Genomic DNA, 20,974 nt, shown 5'->3' on the forward strand with positions numbered 1-20,974 from the left:
CAGCCTATGCTGTAATAAGAAACCACTACTGTATTCTGCTCTATATCGACGCAGAAGCCGTCAAAATTTGGTCCGACATCGAGGTCATTACTCGCTGGCAAGAGTTTTTAGAACTTCCGTGCTAACTCAACGCTATCTTCAAGGGTACACTCTCGATTCTAGCGAAATAGAAAAGCTCCATGAGCTTAAAGAATGGCCATAATGAATGACGTGCCACTAGAGGCCCATAAAGCATGATGAATTTCAATGAATATAATCAACCAGCGAAGACATTAGTTCTGCATTACGCGAAACAACTAAACTCCGAAATCGCTCGATCAGTTGTTTCTGGAAACTCCTATTTAGATAGTAAAGAGGAAGCAGAGTCTTTGGCTGACTTTTTCTGGGAAATGACAGATCAAGCGGTTGATGACGAAAAAGACTGCAAGATGATTGAGGGCATTTCAGATATTCAGTCTTGGCTAGAAAAAGCACTTCATATATTTAGAGGTTACTTCAAAAAGCAAGGCTATCAGCAAGAATGGTCAGAGGGCTATGACAAATACCATAGTGAGTAGAGCTTCATAACAAACTTCCACCTAACTGCTATGAGGGGAGGTAGGGTCGCCACTTTTGGAAGGAGGCATTCAAATCTCAAGCTTGCTTGGATAAGCGGGCTCTGTCAGGCTGAGTGGATTTAAATTCTATCCGAGCCAAAATAGTCAAAACTCCGGAGGGGTCGAATTTCACTTCGTTCCGGCAGCGAGTTAACGCAGTGGCTAATGGTAAGCAGCCCGACAATCTATTGCCGATGCTCGGCGGTGAACGCAAAGTAATACCCAAGGGGCTGCCCTTTCAGCCGAATCACTATCTCGAACCAATAAACTGGAGTGGCTGACAACTCAACTCACAGAAACAGGAAGCTATTGATGAAAATATCCCTGCAATTCTTAAACGGTTGGGAATACCAGCAATACACCGGTTCTATCTAAACCGCAACTTTGAGAGCTGCTCTAAGTGCTTAGTAGACTCGGCGGAATTGGTACGACAGGTCTGTACCCAGCAGAATAAGCGCTAGACACATGGACTGGGAGATTACCAACTTATCTTAGCACCGCTTCAAGTTAAATAGCCGAAAATCCACTCGACGATGACTAAAGCATTTTCGCGAATAGCGGCACTCCAAACCTATCTCTCAATTATTCAAAAACCCAAGCTATCTGCACCGAGTCACTATCTGTATTGGAGTTGATATAGCACCTGCCGAATGGTGACGTACAAACTTTACTTATATCTTAGTGTTTCCACTCCGCTGGCTGATCTACGGGTGCTTAATGGGCTGTCCATCGCATAACTAGCACCCCTGCTCTGACATTTGGGTGTCCAGGCTTGCTGATTTCCCCCCTCACCTCTAAATCAGAGATTTAGAGTCTCTAGAGCTTAGGTGGCAAGCCTAACGGATAGCATTGGGTATTCAGAACCGTCCCGCCAACTAAATAGCATGTAGCATTTCAGGCGTAATCCTCGGATCTTCTAGTGGAATGCCTAGATGACTCATACAGGAATCAAGCAATTCTCGAATTATTTCAAGAGTTGAATAGCTACCAGCATACACATTTGTCGCGTCAATCTTAACCCCATGCACGCCAAGTATAGGAAAAGCCGTGGAATGCTCCATAAGTCCAAATGGAGGCACGTGAAAATCGGCGAATGCGTCTTGACTGAATGGTGAAATTAGTACAAGAGCTAGTGTTGGGGAGTATCCTTCAGCACTCAACCCGTGCACGTATTTTTTGGTGCATTCCGGAAGGTATTTCTCAAAAGACGTCTTCGGCGATGAGTATTTTGCATCAAGAATAACCAGGAAATTTTCCCCTTGATATTCTAGAGAAATCACAATATCAGGTACTCGCTTAGAGAATTTATGATTAGGTGGGGAATACTCATTAGACCTGAGAGCCTTCTCAAATCTTCTTATTTCTGAATTAAAAATACTTCCGGATTGCTGATCATGGGCATACATCCAGTAGTCAGGCTCATAGAGCATAGAAATGTCAATACTTTTATATTTTCCCGCGAACAAAGTTGAGTGCCCCTCAAGGTCTTCATTTACCCGCATACACAAACTCGATAGAGCCTTCTTAATTTTCAGCACAGAATAATATTCAAATAACTTCGGGATACTTCTGATGGAAAGTAGAAAATCTTTCACAGTCCAATCAATTCGGTTATTCTTATACCACTCTGCAACTGCTCTAAACACAGTAATATATGCTCGATTTCCTTTTGCCTTTTGAGTAACTACAGGAAGGCCCGTTTCGACTTTTGTGACAGGAATCCTCTGCCTTGCAAGGGAAATAAATGCTCCAACACGACTTAGCAGGCTAGCGGAATTGATCCCGCCATTAAAAACTCCTTCATCAACCCAGCGATTCATCGCCGAGAAAAAACTGACATACCCTTGATGTGAATTTCCTGAGCACCTTTGCTCTACAGAAGAGGCTATCTCGGCCAGCTCATTAATATAAACCTGCAATGTCTGGAGGAAACCGTGAATCACACGATTTTCATAAACATCACTTTTTTCCAATGTGATTGAAGTTTGAATTTCGTTAGCATAATAACGTTCATCATCATATTCTAAGTGATAAATCTCTTGGTCATATGATGGCTCGAGTACAGATAGATTTTCAACTAACCAGCCTATACCTTGCTCACCTACCTCTTCAGATTCCGCCCCCCTAACAACTCGCGTATCTGATAGTACCCTAGTAATAGGTGACGCAAATATATAGGGCAGAACTTCATCCAAAATATTCAGTAGCTGGTTGACTTTCCTCTCAATGAACTTAGGCTCATTTCCACCAGGGCAAAAGCGAGACCCCATACTCGATGGACTAAAACAGCTAAAAACCTTTCCATCGCCCTCTGTAAAAATATACTCGATCATATTTTCAGCTTGTATAGCTGTTAATTTTCGAGCAAGAATTTCAACTGGGGGGAAAGTGATGCTATTCGCACAACCTTCAGAAGAAAAACTGAGTTGGAAATTGGCTACACCGAAGTAGTTATAAAATAGAGCCTCAAATCCCTTACCTCCACGTCGAACTTTCGGCATCAGGTAATATATATATCCAGTGGAATCATCACTAGCTTTCAAGCTGAATTCGTATTCAACCCCATCAAAAAGTAGTTTAACGTCCTCAAGTAGCTCCTCAGAACTAAAGTTAAGCTGAAGTGCCTCTGTTTCTAGAATATACGGAATTGATTCTCCTGTCTTAGCAGCACCGCTGTCGAGGAGAATTTCTTTTCCCGTCCTTTCACCGGAAAGAAACTTAATGATAAGTAACAAATCAACCTCTCTGATCAAAAGAAGCTGTAGCTATCTACGTACATTTCACCACTTTTGAGAATGTTATCTATTATTGATTCACTTCGCTTCAATTCATTTCTTACTGACAACTCCAATAAGGATTCCAACCTCCTACTAAATGGCTTTCCATGCCCCGATATCAAAGGAAGCAAATATTGAGAAATAGCAAAATCTACTGCCCCCAGGTGGCCCAAATAACCGGAGGCAACACTATAATATTTACTGATAGCATTTCTTTTCCTTGGGCTAATTCGTACAGCACCACCAAACTCCCTATCGAGGCGCTCCATTCTTTCTATGAAATCGTTTATAAGAGAGGGGGCTTCTTCAAAATCATCTCTATTAAACCACTTTTCTAGCTGTGCATAACTCACCACACCATCGAGCGTGCCGGATGCCACTTGCTGTATATTGCTAAAGTGCGGAGCAGCCATTGAAATAACCGGAACACGGTCACACAGCCTAGGGGATAACGCCTCTGTTGTACTATCATTATTGATTGTTGCGGTGAACCTCACACCATCCGGAACCCTCAATAGACGCTTATCGCCAACGATTCCTGTATCAATCGGACGTGATCGCCCTTCTTTATCACAAAGCGATAAGAACTCAGACCAATAATGCTCTATAGAACTTAGGTTAGCCTCATCCAAAAGTATTAGTCTTAAGTAGCTATTTGCCTCCTCATCCTCTCCCCGTCTTAGAAATTGATACAAACCAGTTTTTGCGGGCTGGTACACTCCCTTCAATGAATTATTAAAGCCTATAAAATCCCTTGACGAAACCCAACCTCTAGACACAGGAACATTAAGAAAGCAATCCTCTGTACCAGCCCTTAGTCCCGAGTGTTCAGCAATTTTAAGAATGCTAGACGTTTTTCCTGACCCCGGGGGTCCTGACAGGACCGTAAGGAATGATTGCTGAATACAAATTAACAAATTAGATAGTTCTGCGAATGATAGTGTGTGAGAATCATCATCCAGCAAGTCCACTAGAGTTTGTATATATTCTTCACCATTCACTGGCACTGTTGCAGCCATCTTTGGCGGCGTAAATGAATACTTCTCTTCATCAGCACCATCAATCGAGCGCCCCCTCAGAATATCGATAATTGTTTTTACTTCAGTTGCTTTTTCCCCAAGACTTGTAGAATTCAACAGCTGCTGTTGAGTTTCAACAGCTTTTTTTGTTTCGTATTCATGCTGCTTTAAATAGTCTATCTTTTGCTTGATCTCTTGATAGGACTTTACATCATTTATTTCTTTATATTTTTCTTCAAGATCAACTTTTACATCAGCCAATTTTTCTTGAGCATTTGAAAGCTCTGTTTCCAATTGGCCTGATCGAATTTTTCGTTCTTCTTCAAGCTCTTCTTTTGATTGCGCCCTAATTTTTTCAATTTGCGCCTTGGAAACTACCCTTACCTCCTCAATCTCCTCGGTAGCTTTTCTCTTCTCTTCTTCAACCCGGGTCTTCTGAGCAGAAGCCTGATCCCGCAACGTCTCAATTTTATCCTCAAGCTCAGCTATTTCGGTATCAAGCCTTTCTTTTTCTTCCGTCGCCTTCTTTTTTGCTTCACCTAAAAATCGATCCAATAATGCTGGGTTTTTATCAACATAACCCTTTAAAAATGACTTCCCTATAGAGCTTGTTAGAAAGTCACTTACTATCTCCTCGCCAACATCCGAATCAGACAAATAACGGTCAAGCAACTCCGACAATCTCTTCGTCCGTTCCTTATTAGATTGGATCTGATTTTTCTTGAGCAAATCAGCAATGCCAGCTTTGAGCTTTTCGGCTTCCCTTCTACTCAGAATTCCATTTTTCTTTCCAATCTTTGCCTTGGAAAAATATGAGATCAACTGTTCATCTGAAATAAAATCTTCTTGCTCTAAGCTATTTTCACTCAGTTCATTTAGTCGCTTGAATGATATCAGGTATTCATAGGAACCTAGCCCGTCTGAACCAAGAGCTTTAGCAACTGAACGAGCATTATCTAACGCAGAATATTCCACCTTAAAAACATATTGATTTTTAAGACTGAACAAAGATTGTTGATACGGAGCTACTTTTAGCCCCTTATCTTCTTCATACGCCGCTATCGTGAAAGGACCGTAAACAAAACCGTTATGATTAACAAAAAATGGCTTGTTGTGGGTGGCTACAGTTTCTTCCATTAGCCCAGTATTTTTATCTGGTGGAGGACAACGGAATATAGGTAGAAATTCAGAGTTATCGATAGTCTTAACCGAAGACCCAAAAGCCCAATGTCGATGCTTTTGTAAAACGCCAACTGGAGTGGCACTTAATCTATCTGAATCTTGCAAATTCCAACGGGTTAATCGAAAGAGCTCTCCCTCCTTGAAACGGGCTTCTAGTTCTTGATACCCCTTACTTATCCATATCCCAGCTGTCGGAAATTCACTTTGATCTGGCTGATCTACACTATTGTTTTCTGAAATAACGAAAACTATTTTCAAAGAACCCATGTCTGGGTTTTTAGCTTGACCACCTTTAGCAACTATCAACTCACGTTCTTTAGACATACCACCCCCGTAAATATAATGATACGTACATAGTCAAAAAAACTGCTATTTCCTTGTCGAATGGCTATCAATAATAAGCGAGCTTCACACTCTATTACAAAGTATTATTGTCAACTCCACAAATATGCTTTCCCCAAAGTAAGGCCACCAGTTTTCTGAGCAACATACACATGAACAAGTTACTCTTTATACAGAAAATAATCGCTAATAACGCATGCTTAGAGAAATTTCACATTAACGACTGCTAACCTTATATTCGAATCTAGCCCCCTATTGATTAGGATCGGAAAGGTTGACCCCTTATATCTCAACCTCTATGCAATCGAAATGTCCAGCCCCTCAATCATCTAAAGACCAGTCCGAACTTCAACTAAGGTAACATGCTTCAAAATCCCAGGTATCGCAGGCACCGGGCCTAGTTGGTTTTGGAAAAGAAAGGGGTGGGCTAGTAATTCAATAAGCCAACAGTCTTATCTGAAATTAAACCAGAGTTAGCTGATTACTGCTTCTATCTCATTATTTAATTTTACCCACAAAAAAACCCGCTAAAAAGCGGGTTTCTTGGCCGTTGCTGTGCAACGATATATATGGTCGGAGCGGCCGGATTTGAACCGACGACCACCACACCCCCAGTGTGGTGCGCTACCAGGCTGCGCTACGCTCCGATTTTGAAAAATCGCTCACTTCGCTAAGTGATTGATTTTTAAAGACATCGTGTCTCGATGTGGCGTGAATCATACCTGAGTGCGGCTGGATTGCAAGCCCAGGTTTACAGTTTTTTATAAATTATTTTTCCCTTCCAACAGGGCCACTACGTCCTTTAGTTCTGCGATCACTTCGGGTAGTACTTGCTGTAGCTGTACCACCTCTGCCCGCTCGCTGCCGGTTTCGATCTGCTGGCGGGCTCCACCAATGGTATAGCCCTCTTCGTACAGGAGCGCACGGATCTGGCGGATCATGATGACATCTTGGTGCTGGTAGTAACGGCGGTTGCCGCGACGCTTGACGGGTTTCAGCTGGGGGAATTCCTGCTCCCAGTAACGCAGGACATGGGGTTTAACGGCGCACAGTTCACTCACTTCACCAATGGTGAAATAGCGCTTACCGGGGATTGCAGGCAGCTGAGCGTTATTGCTCGGTTCCAGCATGCTCTTCTACTCGTGTCTTGAGTTTTTGCCCGGGTTTAAAAGTGACTACCCTGCGGGCCGAGATGGGGATTTCCTCGCCGGTCTTGGGGTTGCGACCGGGACGCTGGCTTTTATCGCGCAGGTCGAAATTGCCAAAGCCGGAGAGCTTGACCTGCTCGTTACTTTCCAACGCATTGCGGATCTCCTCGAAGAAATATTCGACGATCTCTTTCGCTTCGCGCTTGTTAAAGCCCAGCTCTTCGTACAGTTTCTCGGCGAGCCCGGCCTTGGTCAGTGCCTCTGTCATTGGATCCTACCAATTGATTCAGAGGCGTCGACTCCAGATCGGAAGCGGCCCAAACCGCGGCGGCTTTCAACCCGGTAGCAGACGCTCTCGGGGTGCAATTCAGCCTGCACCCGAGAGCATCATGCTCTACTAGCGCAGACTAGCGTTATATTTTTCTTCTAGTTTTCCGACCACCGCATCTACAGCGGCATTGATTTCGTCGTCATTAAGGGTGCGTGACGAATGCTGAAACGTCAACCCCAAAGCGACACTTTTTCTATTTAAATCAATACCTTTGCCTTGGTAGACATCAAATATCTTGAGGTCCGTCAAGGTTTCACCTGCAACTTCGACAGCAGTTTCCACCAGACTGGCGGCAGGAACCTCTGCATCAATCAACAGGGCCAGATCGCGGCGTACTTCCGGGAACTTGGACAGCGGACGGAAAGCGGGGGTTTTGCCCTCGCCGATCGCTTCCAGGCTCAGTTCAAATACGAACGCGGGCTTGGCCAGATCCAACTTCTTCTGCAACTGCGGGTGCAGGGCTCCAATAACCCCTACTTCGCGGTCGCCGCGCATAATCCTGGCGGTTTGACCGGGGTGCAGCGCGGGGTGTTGGCCAGCGACAAAGCGGAACTCATCGGCTACACCGGTGCGAGCCAACAGGGCTTCTACATCGGCTTTCACGTCGAAGAAGTCCACGGCGTCTTTGCTGCCAGTCCAGTTTTCTGCGTAACGGTTGCCGTAGGCGAGACCGGCAATCATTTGCTCCTGGTGCAATTCGGCACCCGGTACAAAGCGCAGGCCGGTTTCAAACAGGCGCACGCGGTTTTGCTGGCGATTCAGGTTGTACTGCAACGCTTTGCACAGGCCCGGCAATAAGGTGGTGCGCATAACCGCCAGCTCAGCGCTGATCGGGTTTTGCAGGGCCACCGGATCGGCTTTCGGATCAAACAGCGCGGCGCTGTCGCTATCGATAAAGCTGAAGGTAATCGCTTCGTAGTAGCCACGGCTCAGCAGGGTTTGCTCCAGGTTGTCCTGGGCAATAGTGCTCTCCGGGCGCGGGGCGATTTCCAGTTCGGCAGTAAAGCTTTCGCTGGGGATACGGTTGTAGCCGTATACACGGGCCAGCTCTTCCAGCAGGTCTGCTTCGATGGCGATATCGAAACGAAAGCTGGGGGCGAGGAAGGTCCAGCCTTCGTCGTTCTGGTCGATTTTTTCCAGGCCCAGACGGGTGAGAATATCGACGATTTCGTCATCGGCCAGTTTGATGCCCAGGCCTAACTCTACTTTCGCACGGCGCAGGGTAATGTGGCGCTCGGCGGGCATAATCTCAGTCAGCTCACGCACGTGTACCGGGCCGGGTTCACCGCCGACAATATCCAGCAGCAACTGGGTAGCGCGCTCCACCGCTTTCTCTTGCAGGTGGTAGTCCACGCCGCGCTCGAAGCGGTGGGAGGAGTCGGTGTGCAGGCCGTAAGAGCGAGCCTTGCCGGCAATGGCCAGCGGGCTAAAGAAGGCGCTCTCCAGGAAGATATGCTGGGTGCCCGCTGTCACGGAGGAATCCAGGCCACCCATAATACCGGCCATCGCCAGAGGTTTTTCCTCATCGGCAATTACCAGGGTGCCCTCTTTCAGTTTGACTTGCTGGCCGTCCAGCAGGGTCAGCTCTTCACCGGCTTCTGCCATACGCACTTTGATGCCGCCGGAGAGTTTCTCCAGGTCGAAGGCGTGCATGGGCTGGCCCAGTTCCAGCAAAACATAGTTGGTAACATCTACTACCGGGTCGATACTGCGCAGGCCGCTGCGACGCAGGCGCTCTTGCATCCACAGAGGTGTTACCGCTTTGATATCGATATTGCGAATAACACGACCTACGTAGCGCGGGCAGGCGGCTTCGGCCAGCAGGGATACGGGCATGCTCTCGTCGATCTGCTGGGGTACCGGAGCAACTTCCGGGCCCTGAACGGCGCAGCGATTCAGTACACCCACTTCGCGAGCGATACCGGCAACACCGAGGCAGTCGGAACGGTTCGGAGTGAGATCCACTTCGATGGTCTCATCGTCCAGCTGCAAGTATTCGCGCAGATCGGTACCGGTGGGTGCGTCTTCTGGCAGTTCCCAGATACCGTCTTTGTCTTCGCCCAGTTCCAGTTCGGTCTGTGCGCAGAGCATACCGAAGCTCTCTACACCACGGAGCTTGGCTTTCTTGATTTTAAAATCGCCCGGCAGCTTGGCGCCTACCAGGGCAAAAGGAATTTTGATTCCGGTACGCGCATTGGGAGCACCGCACACAACCTGCATTTCACCGTCGGGGTGGCCAGCGACTTTACACACGCGCAGCTTGTCCGCATCCGGGTGCTGTTCACAGGCGACAATCTCACCGACAACCACTCCGGAGAAATCGCCCGCAACTTTTTCTATTCCGTCCACTTCCAGGCCGGCCATGGTGATTTGATCGGCCAGTTCCTGCGTGGTGAGTTCCGGGTTTACCCATTCCCGCAACCAGGAGTTGCTGATTTTCATAGTTGATCTCTTTCTGTATTCCGTCAGCGCAACTTGGTGCGCATTTCGCCTGGGGCTATTTCGCCTCCCAGGCCTCCACAATTCGACTGCTGTTGCGAAGGGCCATTGCCATTCGCGCTGTCACTTGGCTTAGAACTGTTTCAAGAAGCGCAGATCGTTATCGAAGAACAAGCGCAGGTCGTTGACGCCGTAGCGCAGCATGGCGAGGCGCTCGATACCAATACCGAAGGCAAAGCCGGAGTATTTTTCGCTGTCGATATCGCAGGCGGCGAAGACGTTCGGGTGCACCATGCCGCAGCCGAGAATTTCCAGCCAGCCGGTGCCGGAACATACGCGGCAGCCTTCACCGGAACAGGCGGTACACTGGATGTCCGCTTCTGCGGAAGGCTCGGTGAACGGGAAGTAAGACGGACGGAAACGCACCGGTACTTCCGCTTCGAAGAAGGCGCGCAGGAATTGGTCGATGGTGCCTTTCAGGTGGGCGAAGCTGATGTTCTCGCCGATTACCAGGCCTTCTACCTGGTGGAACATAGGCGAGTGGGTGACATCGGAGTCGCAGCGGTATACGCGGCCCGGGCAGATAATACGCAGCGGTGGAGACTTTTTCTCCATGGTGCGGATCTGCACTGAGGAGGTGTGGGTTCTCAGTACGGTGGTGGGGTCCACGTAGAAGGTGTCGTGCATCGCGCGCGCGGGGTGGTGCGCGGGAATATTCAACGCTTCGAAGTTGTAGTAGTCCTGTTCGACTTCCGGGCCGTTCTCAACAGAGAAGCCAATGCTCGCAAAGAATTCTTCCACGCGCTTTAAGGTGCGCGTAATGGGGTGGGCATTGCCCTGCTCTTCGCCGCGTCCCGGCAAAGTGACATCAATGGTCTCTTCGGCCAACTTCGCATTGATGGCGGCCTGCTCCAGCATATTGCGGCGCGCGTTAATTTTTTCCTGAACCTGCTGCTTGGCTTCGTTGATCTTGGCACCCGCCGCCGGACGCTCCTCAGCCGACAGCTTGCCAAGGCCTTTCAGCAGTGCCGTCAGCTGGCCCTTTTTGCCCAGGTAATCAACACGCACCTGATCCAGCGCGGCGAGGCCATCGGCCTTCTCCACCAGCTCCATAGCCTGCTCGGTGAGGGACTGCAAATCTTGCATCGAACTGTTCCCGTTTGAATCCAACTTCGATTAATTTTTTCTGCTTTGTTCGGCCGGTACTTTCTGTACCGGAGGGAATTTCCCCAGGCACCGCCACCGGTAAAAAATAGCGGAAACTCCATAAAAAAATAGGGAAGGGCCACTACAGCCCTTCCCTATTTTGAGTATTCAGTTTTACAACTGAAGTGACAGCTTACGCTGCCAGGGCTGCCTTAGCTTTTTCAACTACGGCAGCAAAAGCGACTTTATCGTAAACAGCCAGATCAGCCAGTACACGGCGATCCAGTGCGATGTCCGCTTTTTTCAGACCTGCGATCAGGCGGCTGTAGCTCAGGCCTTCAGCACGGGACTGGGCGTTAATACGAGTAATCCACAGAGCGCGGAAGTTACGTTTTTTAACGCGACGGTCACGGTATGCGTACTGACCAGCTTTAATTACTGCCTGCTTGGCAACGCGGAATACGCGTGAACGCGCACCGTAGTAACCTTTAGCCTGCTTCAGAATCTTCTTGTGACGACGACGCGCCTCTACACCACGTTTTACACGGGCCATACTTCTATCCTCTTAAACCTTTGCGATTTGGGCCAATTACTTGGCGCGCAGCATACGATCGACCAGACCAGCATCAGACTTGTTCATAGTCTGGGTGCCACGCAGCTGACGCTTGCGCTTGGTGGTCATCTTGGTGAGGATGTGGCTCTTGTTAGCGTGCTTGTGCTTGTAGCCCGCAGCCGTCTTCTTGAAGCGCTTGGCAGCGCCACTATGAGTCTTTGCTTTCGGCATTTTGTACTCCAAAGTTAATATTCGCCTGTAAAACAGGCACCTTTAGTAACTGCCGACAACCGAAGTTACCGGCACTGCGAGAGTGGGGAGGCAGCCGTCGCCCAACCACTTCTCAAAGGAGATCCCGGGAATGACTTCCCCAGACCTCACTTTTTCTTTTTGAGCGGAGCAATCACCATCAGCATTTGACGACCTTCCATTTTCGGTCGCTGCTCTACGGTGCCCAGCTCTTCAAGGTCCTTTTCGATGCGCTGCATCATTTCCATGCCCAGCTCTTGGTGAGCCATTTCGCGGCCACGGAAACGCAGGGATACTTTGGCCTTGTCACCCGCTTCCAGGAAGCGGGCCAGGTTGCGCAGCTTGATCTGGTAGTCACCGACATCGGTGCCCGGGCGGAATTTCATTTCCTTGATCTGCTGCTGCTTCTGCTTCTTCTTGGCGGCATTCTTAGCTTTTTTAGCTTCGAATACGTGCTTGCCGTAGTCCATGATCTTACAGACTATCGGCGTGGAGTCCGAGGCAATTTCAACGAGATCCAAGCTAGCTTTCTGTGCAGCTTCCAGCGCTTCATCCAGGGAGACAATGCCTACCTGTTCGCCATCAGCGCCTATCAGGCGGATTTCTGACGCTTCAATCTGATCGTTTATGCGGGCCTTTTTGGACCGTCCCTTAGTGTCTCGTTTAATAGCTATGGTCTCCCAGTTGCCAAGTTGTTATGCATTATCTTCTGTCAAACGACCGCGACGATTCACGTCTTGCTCGAGGATCTCGAGGAATGACTCATACGTCATTGTACCAAGATCCTCACCGCTACGGGTACGTACTGCCACGGTTTGACTTTCTACTTCCTTATCGCCAATTACCAATAGATAAGGAACACGCTGAAGCGTGTGCTCGCGGATTTTAAAGCCGATCTTCTCGTTTCTCAAGTCAGCTGTGGCGCGGTATTGCAGCTCACCCAAACGATCTTGCAAATTGCGACAATATTCGGCCTGGCGATCGGTGATATTCATGATCGCCACCTGCTGCGGCGCGAGCCAGGTGGGGAACGCGCCTTCGTAGTGCTCGATCAGGATTCCGATAAAGCGCTCGAAGGAACCCAGGGCTGCACGGTGCAGCATTACCGGGGACTGGCGCGAGCCATCTTCCGCTACAAACTGGGCATCCAGACGGCCCGGCATGGAGAAATCCACCTGAATGGTACCGCACTGCCATACACGGCCGAGACAGTCTTTCAGGGAGAATTCGATCTTCGGTCCGTAGAAGGCGCCTTCACCCGGCAGCTCTTCCCACGGCAGGCCAGCGGCATCCAGTGCGTCGGCCAGGGCTTTCTCAGCCTTATCCCAGCTCTCATCGGAACCTACGCGCTTCTCCGGGCGAGTGGAGAGACGGTAGATAACGTCCTGGAAACCGAAATCCTTATAAACGGAGTGCAGCAGATCCATAAAGTCAGAAACTTCTGACTGGATCTGGTCTTCGCTACAGAAGATATGGCCATCATCCTGCACAAAGCCGCGCACGCGCATCAGGCCGTGCAGGGAACCGGAGGGCTCGCTGCGGTGACAGGAGCCAAACTCCGCCAGACGCAACGGCAGGTCGCGGTAGCTGCGCAGGCCCTGGTTGAATACCTGTACGTGACAAGGGCAGTTCATCGGCTTAATGGCGAACTGACGCTCTTCACTGGTCAGAGTGAACATGTCATCGCCGAACTTATCGGCATGACCGGACTTACGCCACAGACTGAAATCTACCAGCTGTGGAGTCTTGATTTCTTTGTAGCCGAATTCGCGCTGGCGCCGACGCATGTACTGCTCGATAGTGCTGTAGATGGTCCAGCCGTTCGGGTGCCAGAACACCATGCCGGGGGCCTCTTCCTGGATATGGAAAAGGTCAAATTTCTTCGCCAGCTTGCGGTGATCGCGCTTTTCTGCCTCTTCGATACGACGCAGGTAAGCTTTCAATTCTTTTTTGTTGGCCCAGGCAGTGCCGTAAACACGGGTCAACATTTCATTGCTGGAATCGCCACGCCAGTAGGCACCGGCCACTTTGGTCAGCTTGAACGCTTTCAACCTGCCAGTGGAAGGTACGTGGGGACCGCGACACAAGTCTTCAAAGTCGCCCTGGCGGTAGAGAGAAATATCTTCATCGCTGGGGATGCTGTCGATAATCTCAGCCTTGTACTCTTCGCCCATTTCGCGGAAATATTTCACCGCTTCTTTGCGCGGCATCAGGCGGCGGCTGACAGTGATGTCTTCTTTGGCCAGCACTTCCATACGCTTTTCGATCTTCTCGAGATCTTCCGGCGTAAACTGGCGCTCGTAGGCGAAATCGTAATAGAAGCCGTTTTCGATAACCGGGCCAATGGTGACCTGGGCTGTCGGGTACAGCTGCTTAACTGCTTGTGCCAGCAAGTGCGCTGTGGAGTGACGGATCACTTCCAAGCCTTCGGGCTGACGATCAGTAATAATTGCCAGATTTACGTCGGTATCAATAACGTAACTGGTATCGACTTCCTTGCCGTCTACAACGCCAGCAAGTGCGGCTTTTGCCAAACCTGGGCCGATATCAGCGGCTACATCGTGTACGGAAACCGGAGCAGAAAATTCTCGACGGGAACCATCGGGGAGAGTAACAACGGGCATTGTTTATCCTTTGTTCTCAGTGGCGATCCCTACCAAAGACCGCATGAAATCATTCATGAAACTGTTGATCTGGATGGGCTATCCATCCTTTTGAAAGGTGGTAGACCCGGGCGGATTTGAACCGCCGACCTCTGCCATGTCAAGGCAGCGCTCTAACCAACTGAGCTACGGGTCTAAAGCTCTACAGCGGGGGAACCCTGTGCTGTGAAGAGCGCGAACTTTAGCACCGCTTTTCAGTGTTTTCAACAACTTACTGAACTTTTGTGTGAAATTTTTTAAGAGCGACCAAGCACCAACAAGGCAGTGCGGGACTATCAAAATGTAGATCCAAGTCCCGCCCTTCAGCAAGGATTATTCCACACCTTTTAAGTGGGTAATCTCATCGCGCAATTTTGCTGCCGCTTCAAATTCCAGGTTCTTCGCATGCTGGTACATTTGCTCTTCCAGCTCGGCAATTCGGGCCCAGCGCTGCTTATCGGTAAGGGCCTCAACATCCACCTTGTACTCACCTTTACCCTCGGCAACTTTGCGGCGCCCTTTCTTGGGCACACCGGGGGCCACCGCTCCCTCCAGAATATCCGCCACACTCTTGCGGATACCTTTTGGAGTAATGCCGTGCTCCTCGTTAAAGGCCAACTGCTTCTCGCGGCGGCGACGAGTCTCTTCGAGTGCTCGCTCCATTGAACCGGTGACTTTGTCCGCGTAGAGAATCGCCCTCCCCTCCAGGTTTCGAGCAGCCCGCCCAATGGTCTGGATCAGCGAACGATCGGAACGGAGGAAGCCCTCTTTATCGGCATCGAAAATTGCCACCAGGGCAACTTCCGGCATATCCAGGCCTTCTCGCAGCAAGTTAATACCAACTAGCACGTCAAACTCGCCGATACGCAGGTCCCGGATAATCTCTACCCGCTCGACGGTATCAATATCGGAGTGTAAGTAACGGACACGAACACCACTTTCGGAGAGATATTCAGTCAGGTCTTCCGCCATCCGCTTGGTCAATACGGTGATCAGCACCCGCTGGTCGGCGTCCACACAGCGATGAATTTCAGACAGGGCATCATCTACCTGGGTCAATGCTGGGCGAACTTCGACTTCCGGGTCCACCAACCCTGTCGGGCGAACCACCTGCTCGACCACTTGCCCTGCATTCTCTTGCTCATAGGCCCCTGGGGTTGCGGACACAAAAACCGTCTGGGGTGCCAACCCCTCCCACTCTTCAAACTTGAGAGGACGATTGTCCAGGGCCGATGGCAGACGAAAGCCATACTCCACCAAAGTTTCCTTGCGCGACCGGTCTCCACGATACATACCGCCGATTTGCGGCACTGTCACGTGACTCTCATCGATAAATAACAGTGCATCATTGGGCAGGTAATCAAAAAGCGTGGGGGGCGGCTGGCCAGATTCGCGACCAGAGAGATAGCGGGAATAGTTCTCCACCCCATTGCAGTAGCCAAGCTCCTGCATCATCTCCACATCGTAGCGGGTACGCTGATCTAGCCGCTGCGCTTCGACCAGCTTGTTGTTACCATGCAGTTGCTCGAGGCGCCCTCGTAGCTCATCTTTGATTTCATCGATAGCACTGACGATGGTCTCTCGCGGCGTCACATAGTGACTCTTGGGGAAAATAGTAACCCTAGGCACCTTCTTGAGCTGCTCTCCAGTGAGCGGGTCAAATATGGTGATCTCTTCGATCTCTTCATCAAAAAGAGACAGGCGCACCGCTTCCAAATCGGAGTCTGCCGGGTAGATATCGATAATATCGCCGCGTACCCGGTAAGTAGCGCGACGGAAATCTGCATCATTGCGGGTATATTGCAGCTCCGCCAGGCGCCTGAGGATAGTGCGCTGGTCAACGAGATCACCGCGATCCAGATGAAGCACCATCTTCAAATACTTGTCGGGGTCACCCAAGCCGTAAATTGCCGAAACTGTGGCGACCACAACCACGTCGCGCCGCTCAATAAGTGCCTTGGTGGCCGAGAGGCGCATCTGCTCGATGTGTTCGTTTACGGATGCATCCTTTTCGATAAAAGTGTCCGAAGAGGGAACGTAAGCCTCCGGCTGGTAGTAGTCGTAGTAAGAAACAAAATATTCCACCGCATTCTTCGGGAAAAACTCTTTAAACTCACCGTAGAGCTGGGCCGCCAGCGTTTTATTGTGAGCCATCACAATGGCCGGCCGCTGCAGGCGCTCAATAATATTCGCCATAGTGAAGGTCTTACCCGAACCGGTAACACCTAGCAGCGTTTGATGGCTCAAACCATCATCAATTCCTTCTGACAACTGCTCTATCGCCAGAGGCTGATCGCCCGCTGGCTGATACTTGGATTCCACCTTAAAAGGTCGCGACTCCATACACTTCCCCCAACCGCTTAATCATTCATGCAACACAGGATTGTAGGCTGTCGTCATACGACCCACAATTACAAGAGAATAGCGTCCTACCCTTCCCAACTCTGACCTGCGGCATTTTGCGCATGACCCCAAAAAATAATTTCCTGACAAATCAATTAGTTAAAGATGAAAAAAGGGGTTGACCTGTTCGGAAGTGCTCTATAATATACGCGCCATCTCAACGGCACAGCCGAAAAGATATTCCGCCTTAGCTCAGTTGGTAGAGCAAATGACTGTTAATCATTGGGTCGCTGGTTCGAGCCCAGCAGGCGGAGCCAAATTTCAAAGCGCAGCTTAATTTGCGCTCTATAAATTAGATTAAATTCCGCCTTAGCTCAGTTGGTAGAGCAAATGACTGTTAATCATTGGGTCGCTGGTTCGAGCCCAGCAGGCGGAGCCAAACAAAAGCCCGGATAGATTCCATCTATCCGGGCTTTTTCTTTTCTGCTTGATAGGGCTGCCGTAACTACATTAAGGTGCTCGATTAGCATCTCCACCGCCAACCAGAGACAGCGCCCTCACATCCCCCTCCCTTTGAGTGCAGCTCCTTTCTACCTCTAGCCGCCCCCAGACCACATCGGCCATTTTTTTTCTGGGGGTATAATCTTTGACAGCACGGCACAAAATCTCCCGAACCTTTTCGCAGTCACGGGACTTGCAGGCCCATTTAAGCTCCCCAAGCAAAACCTGTAATGTGCGACTATCTATTCGCTCCTCCTCTGCTCGCATAATCATCGGGTGCTCAGTACCAAGCACATTATCCCCCAGCAGCAATTCTTCATATAATTTTTCACCCGGGCGCAACCCTGTCAGGCTAATCTCAATATCTCCATCAGGATTTTCCTCATCTTTTACCGAATGCCCCATAATACGAATCAAGCGCTCCGCCAAGTCATAAATCCGTACGGGCTCCCCCATATCCAACACAAATACATCTCCATTTTGCCCCATATTTCCAGCCTGTAGCACCAGTTGAGCCGCTTCCGGGATAGTCATAAAGTATCTCGTGACTTTTGGGTGAGTTACAGTCACGGGACCGCCGGCATTAACTTGAGCCGTAAATAAAGGGATTACAGAACCAGATGAACCAATTACGTTGCCAAATCGAACCATGCAAACCCGCATTTTGCTAAAACGCCGCCCGAAGTCCTGGCAAATTAACTCAGCGAATCTCTTAGTTGCCCCCATGACGTTTGTTGGGCGAACGGCTTTATCTGTGGAAATAAGAACAAACTGCTCCACTCCGCAACTTTCTGCCGCCTCAAGAATAGATAGCGTGCCCAATACATTGTTATCTGCCCCTGTGACCACGTTCTGCTCTACCAACGGGACATGTTTATAAGCTGCGGCATGGTATATCGTACGCACAGAGAAACCAGTGATAATCTCCTTCATCCGCTCATTATCACGAACATCGCCAAGAAGTGCCGTCACCTCAAACTGAACCCCCTCATCTTGGCGCTGCTGCATTAATTCACGCTCAATTTGGTACAACGCGTACTCAGAGGACTCAACCACAACCAAGTGAGCCGGCTCCCACTGTGAAATCTGCCTGCAGAGCTCCGAACCTATCGAGCCTCCAGCCCCTGTAACCAGCACCACCTTCCCGCTAATAGATCCTGAAATTAAATCCCTCTTTGGCTCAACAGGCTCCCTCCCCAAAATATTCTCATAAGCCTTTGAAATATCTTCAGCATCCCCAACTCCATTTAGCAACTCTTCCACTCCGGGTATCGCCTTAACTAACAGACCTCGCTCCCTAAGTGTCCTTGCAATTTCCCTGCGTCGCCGCCTGGGCACTCCTGGCATCGCCAGGAGAACTTCAGCAATATCCTTATCTGCAACGACATCTAATACATCAGCTGGGTTATACACAAATAAGCCATCAATAAAGGTCATTTGCTTTGAGGTGTTATCATCAAAGAAGGCAACAGGCTTATATAGTTGCCCATGCACTAGCGCCTTATACATTTGCAAACCAGCTGTGCCCGCACCATAAATAGCTACGCGGGTTTTATGAATTTCCAATGCAGTCTGGTAGTAAATGCGAACCAACCAACGAGACCCACCCACAGAAATAAAAGCAAAACACCAATAAATCACTGGCACTGAGCGAGGAACACCTGCCGTAGTCAAGTAAGAAGCTAGCGCCAGCGCCCCTGCGGATAAGGTTACTCCCTGCAAAACTGCAATAATGGCTTTTTGCCCCATGTAGCGGATAATTGTGCGGTACAAGCCAAGCCGCAGAAAAATAAAACTGGTAACTCCAAGCGTTAGCGCCAAACAAGCAAACAATTGCCAATCAAGGAATTCCGAAACCCCATTGAGTCGAATTGCCATAGCCAGCAAAAAAGCAAGGCTTAGCATTAACATATCAAATGCCAACATCAGCGCTGGCTTATGGGCCTTCTTTAAATTTAGCCAAATTCTTGTCACGCTGCTCTCCAAGATTACCCACCAAACACAGTCAACTCCAATACAGCAAACTTAACTGACCGCTAACCCAAAAAAATAATTGCGAACACAGCACAAGCTGCAAGAATCATCATGGTCAACTGCAGATAGAGAGTATTTTTAACTCCTATCCGTAAAGCACACCTTTGATAGAAATGCTCTTGATGAGCCTCCCACCAGCGCTGACGGGCAAGCACCCTTTTTGCCAAAGTACAAGTTGCATCTAGCCAGAACGGGATAAATATTATTCCCGGCACCCACAACTCAAAAGCCCCTCGCTGCCAGCCAAACAAACTGACAGCAACTACCGCCAAACCTAGACCAACCGAACCAGCATCCCCCAAAAATATTTTTGCTGATGGCCAGTTAAAAATCAGAAAAATTAATGCGCAAATCACAAATAAACCACAAACCCACGCCAGCTCGCCATCTCCCCCCAAAAAACAGACTCCAGCTAAAGAGCCAAAACCAATAACAGTCATTGAGCCTGCCAAACCATCTATACCGTCCATGAAGTTGTAGAGATTCACAGTCCACACTCCAAGCAATATAGCAATCGGGTAATACCACCAATCCATCCTCACCGGTAAAGCAAGCAGTAACAGAATCACAGCAAGCACATGAGCAATTAGCCGAAAATGCGCAGGCACATCTCGAAGATCATCTAGCGCCGATACCGCTAACACCAACATGAATGAAACAGTTATCAAAGGTGACAATGTAAAAGGGCTGACTAACAAGGCGGCTGACAACCCAATTAGCAACGCCCACCCACCGGTGCGAGGAACCGGCACCGAATGCATTGACCTATTATTGGGTAGATCGAGAGCAAAATTTCGCATTTTCAGCGCAAATATAAAATTTGCACCTAAGCTCAAAGCGACAGCCAAAAATAGAGGCGCCAACCACTCCCAGGTCAACCCACTCAACCAACTAAACCTTCAACAAAAGTGATCATATCAACTACTCCAGCTCCCGCCAGTGAACCACTACAAATACCAACCGCAAGACCTTCAAAAACCAACTAAAGTCCCACCGGATTAAAGTCACAACCGTCAAATAGTAAAAAAGGCTGATTTCATCAAGAAACCAACCTTACGACGCGATGCAAATGAAGAGCCTTGCACAAGGAGCAAGAGGGCATACAAAAGAATGTTTTGATATATGCAGCCTCAGGAGGGGAGGTGCACTTTTGTTTCGAAGAACTTGAGGATAACGCTTACTATGCGTAATTCGATGACTATCAGTAGAAAAAACCATCACTTCGGGCACTCTTGCTCATTAGCTTGAAACCCCAACTGACAACAATAAAAGCTGCCAGTTGGGCCCCTAAACCTTCAGAGCCGAATAATGTCCCTGTTTTTTTCCAGGGTTGCCGCGCCTATTCCTTTTACATTCAACAACTGCTCTATAGAAGTGAATGGGCCATGCTCTTCGCGATACTCAACAATCAATTGAGCACGCGTTTTACCAATACCACCCAACTTATCAGCAAGCTCGGTAGCCGAAGCACTATTGACATTAACTGACAATACTACCTCTGTGGCACTGCTACTTTCTAGCTCCCCCGCATTTATGTAGGGAGACAGAAAGAGCGAAAAAGCTAAAGCAAAAACAACGGAAAGTAATCGATAGGTCAATTTCATGGTTAGCTCCAAGTGAATTATCAGGTTCACTTTGGGACTGCAAGTACCTCCCCCAAGCCACTCCATGA

At 49.1% G+C, this 20,974-nt stretch carries 15 protein-coding genes and 4 tRNA genes; 3 read left to right on the top strand and 16 right to left on the bottom strand.

Features of this window, described 5'->3' with window-relative positions; translation table 11 throughout:
* The first annotated feature begins 233 nt into the window (after positions 1-233).
* Positions 234-557: a hypothetical protein gene (locus tag ACJJII_RS21705; protein WP_444917714.1), complete on the top strand. Its 324-nt coding sequence runs from the start codon at positions 234-236 to the stop codon at positions 555-557.
* A 914-nt stretch (positions 558-1,471) separates the two neighbouring features.
* Here ACJJII_RS21705 and ACJJII_RS21710 read toward each other — a convergent pair.
* From ACJJII_RS21710 to uvrB, 13 genes are all read right to left on the bottom strand, one after another.
* Entirely contained in the window at positions 1,472-3,331 is a 1,860-nt protein-coding gene (locus ACJJII_RS21710) for a hypothetical protein (protein ID WP_444917715.1), read from the bottom strand.
* Between the two features lie 14 nt (positions 3,332-3,345).
* The gene (locus tag ACJJII_RS21715) at positions 3,346-5,898 is read right to left on the bottom strand and encodes a DUF8727 domain-containing protein (RefSeq protein ID WP_444917716.1); all 2,553 of its coding nucleotides are present in this window, start codon (positions 5,896-5,898) and stop codon (positions 3,346-3,348) included.
* Between the two features lie 588 nt (positions 5,899-6,486).
* Positions 6,487-6,563 (bottom strand) — tRNA-Pro (locus tag ACJJII_RS21720).
* 114 nt (positions 6,564-6,677) lie between these two features.
* Complete coding sequence (locus ACJJII_RS21725) at positions 6,678-7,046, bottom strand: MerR family transcriptional regulator (protein WP_108733836.1); 369 nt, start codon at positions 7,044-7,046, stop codon at positions 6,678-6,680.
* A complete protein-coding gene (gene ihfA / locus ACJJII_RS21730) occupies positions 7,027-7,332 on the bottom strand; it encodes an integration host factor subunit alpha (RefSeq protein ID WP_108733837.1) in 306 nt (101 codons plus the stop codon). The genes ACJJII_RS21725 and ihfA overlap by 20 nt, the downstream gene beginning before the upstream one ends.
* Before the next feature lie 129 nt (positions 7,333-7,461).
* Entirely contained in the window at positions 7,462-9,837 is a 2,376-nt protein-coding gene (pheT, locus tag ACJJII_RS21735) for a phenylalanine--tRNA ligase subunit beta (RefSeq protein ID WP_444917717.1), read from the bottom strand.
* A gap of 129 nt (positions 9,838-9,966) precedes the next feature.
* Positions 9,967-10,980, bottom strand: a complete 1,014-nt coding sequence (gene pheS / locus ACJJII_RS21740; protein WP_108733839.1) for a phenylalanine--tRNA ligase subunit alpha — start codon at positions 10,978-10,980, stop codon at positions 9,967-9,969.
* Positions 10,981-11,173: 193 nt separating this feature from the next.
* Positions 11,174-11,533, bottom strand: a complete 360-nt coding sequence (rplT, locus tag ACJJII_RS21745) for a 50S ribosomal protein L20 (RefSeq protein WP_108733840.1) — start codon at positions 11,531-11,533, stop codon at positions 11,174-11,176.
* Positions 11,534-11,569: 36 nt separating this feature from the next.
* The gene (rpmI, locus tag ACJJII_RS21750; RefSeq protein ID WP_020413351.1) at positions 11,570-11,764 is read right to left on the bottom strand and encodes a 50S ribosomal protein L35; all 195 of its coding nucleotides are present in this window, start codon (positions 11,762-11,764) and stop codon (positions 11,570-11,572) included.
* Between the two features lie 146 nt (positions 11,765-11,910).
* Positions 11,911-12,456 (bottom strand): translation initiation factor IF-3, encoded by a 546-nt coding sequence (gene infC, locus ACJJII_RS21755; protein WP_444898242.1) that lies wholly within the window; start codon positions 12,454-12,456, stop codon positions 11,911-11,913.
* A gap of 21 nt (positions 12,457-12,477) precedes the next feature.
* Entirely contained in the window at positions 12,478-14,406 is a 1,929-nt protein-coding gene (gene thrS / locus ACJJII_RS21760; RefSeq protein ID WP_444917718.1) for a threonine--tRNA ligase, read from the bottom strand.
* Between the two features lie 98 nt (positions 14,407-14,504).
* A tRNA-Val gene (locus ACJJII_RS21765) sits at positions 14,505-14,581 on the bottom strand.
* A gap of 176 nt (positions 14,582-14,757) precedes the next feature.
* Positions 14,758-16,767: an excinuclease ABC subunit UvrB gene (uvrB, locus tag ACJJII_RS21770; RefSeq protein ID WP_444917719.1), complete on the bottom strand. Its 2,010-nt coding sequence runs from the start codon at positions 16,765-16,767 to the stop codon at positions 14,758-14,760.
* A gap of 241 nt (positions 16,768-17,008) precedes the next feature.
* Between uvrB and ACJJII_RS21775 the strand changes: the two genes are divergently transcribed.
* Positions 17,009-17,084: transfer RNA gene (locus ACJJII_RS21775), tRNA-Asn, on the top strand.
* 46 nt (positions 17,085-17,130) lie between these two features.
* Positions 17,131-17,206: transfer RNA gene (locus tag ACJJII_RS21780), tRNA-Asn, on the top strand.
* Positions 17,207-17,277: 71 nt separating this feature from the next.
* Here ACJJII_RS21780 and ACJJII_RS21785 read toward each other — a convergent pair.
* From ACJJII_RS21785 to ACJJII_RS21795, 3 genes are all read right to left on the bottom strand, one after another.
* A complete protein-coding gene (locus ACJJII_RS21785) occupies positions 17,278-19,242 on the bottom strand; it encodes a polysaccharide biosynthesis protein (RefSeq protein ID WP_444917720.1) in 1,965 nt (654 codons plus the stop codon).
* Between the two features lie 62 nt (positions 19,243-19,304).
* Positions 19,305-20,189 (bottom strand): MraY family glycosyltransferase, encoded by an 885-nt coding sequence (locus ACJJII_RS21790; protein ID WP_444917721.1) that lies wholly within the window; start codon positions 20,187-20,189, stop codon positions 19,305-19,307.
* 408 nt (positions 20,190-20,597) lie between these two features.
* The gene (locus tag ACJJII_RS21795; protein WP_444917722.1) at positions 20,598-20,906 is read right to left on the bottom strand and encodes a ComEA family DNA-binding protein; all 309 of its coding nucleotides are present in this window, start codon (positions 20,904-20,906) and stop codon (positions 20,598-20,600) included.
* Positions 20,907-20,974 lie beyond the last annotated feature (68 nt).

It is taken from the genome of Microbulbifer maximicatervae (SeqCode) (assembly GCF_052467825.1).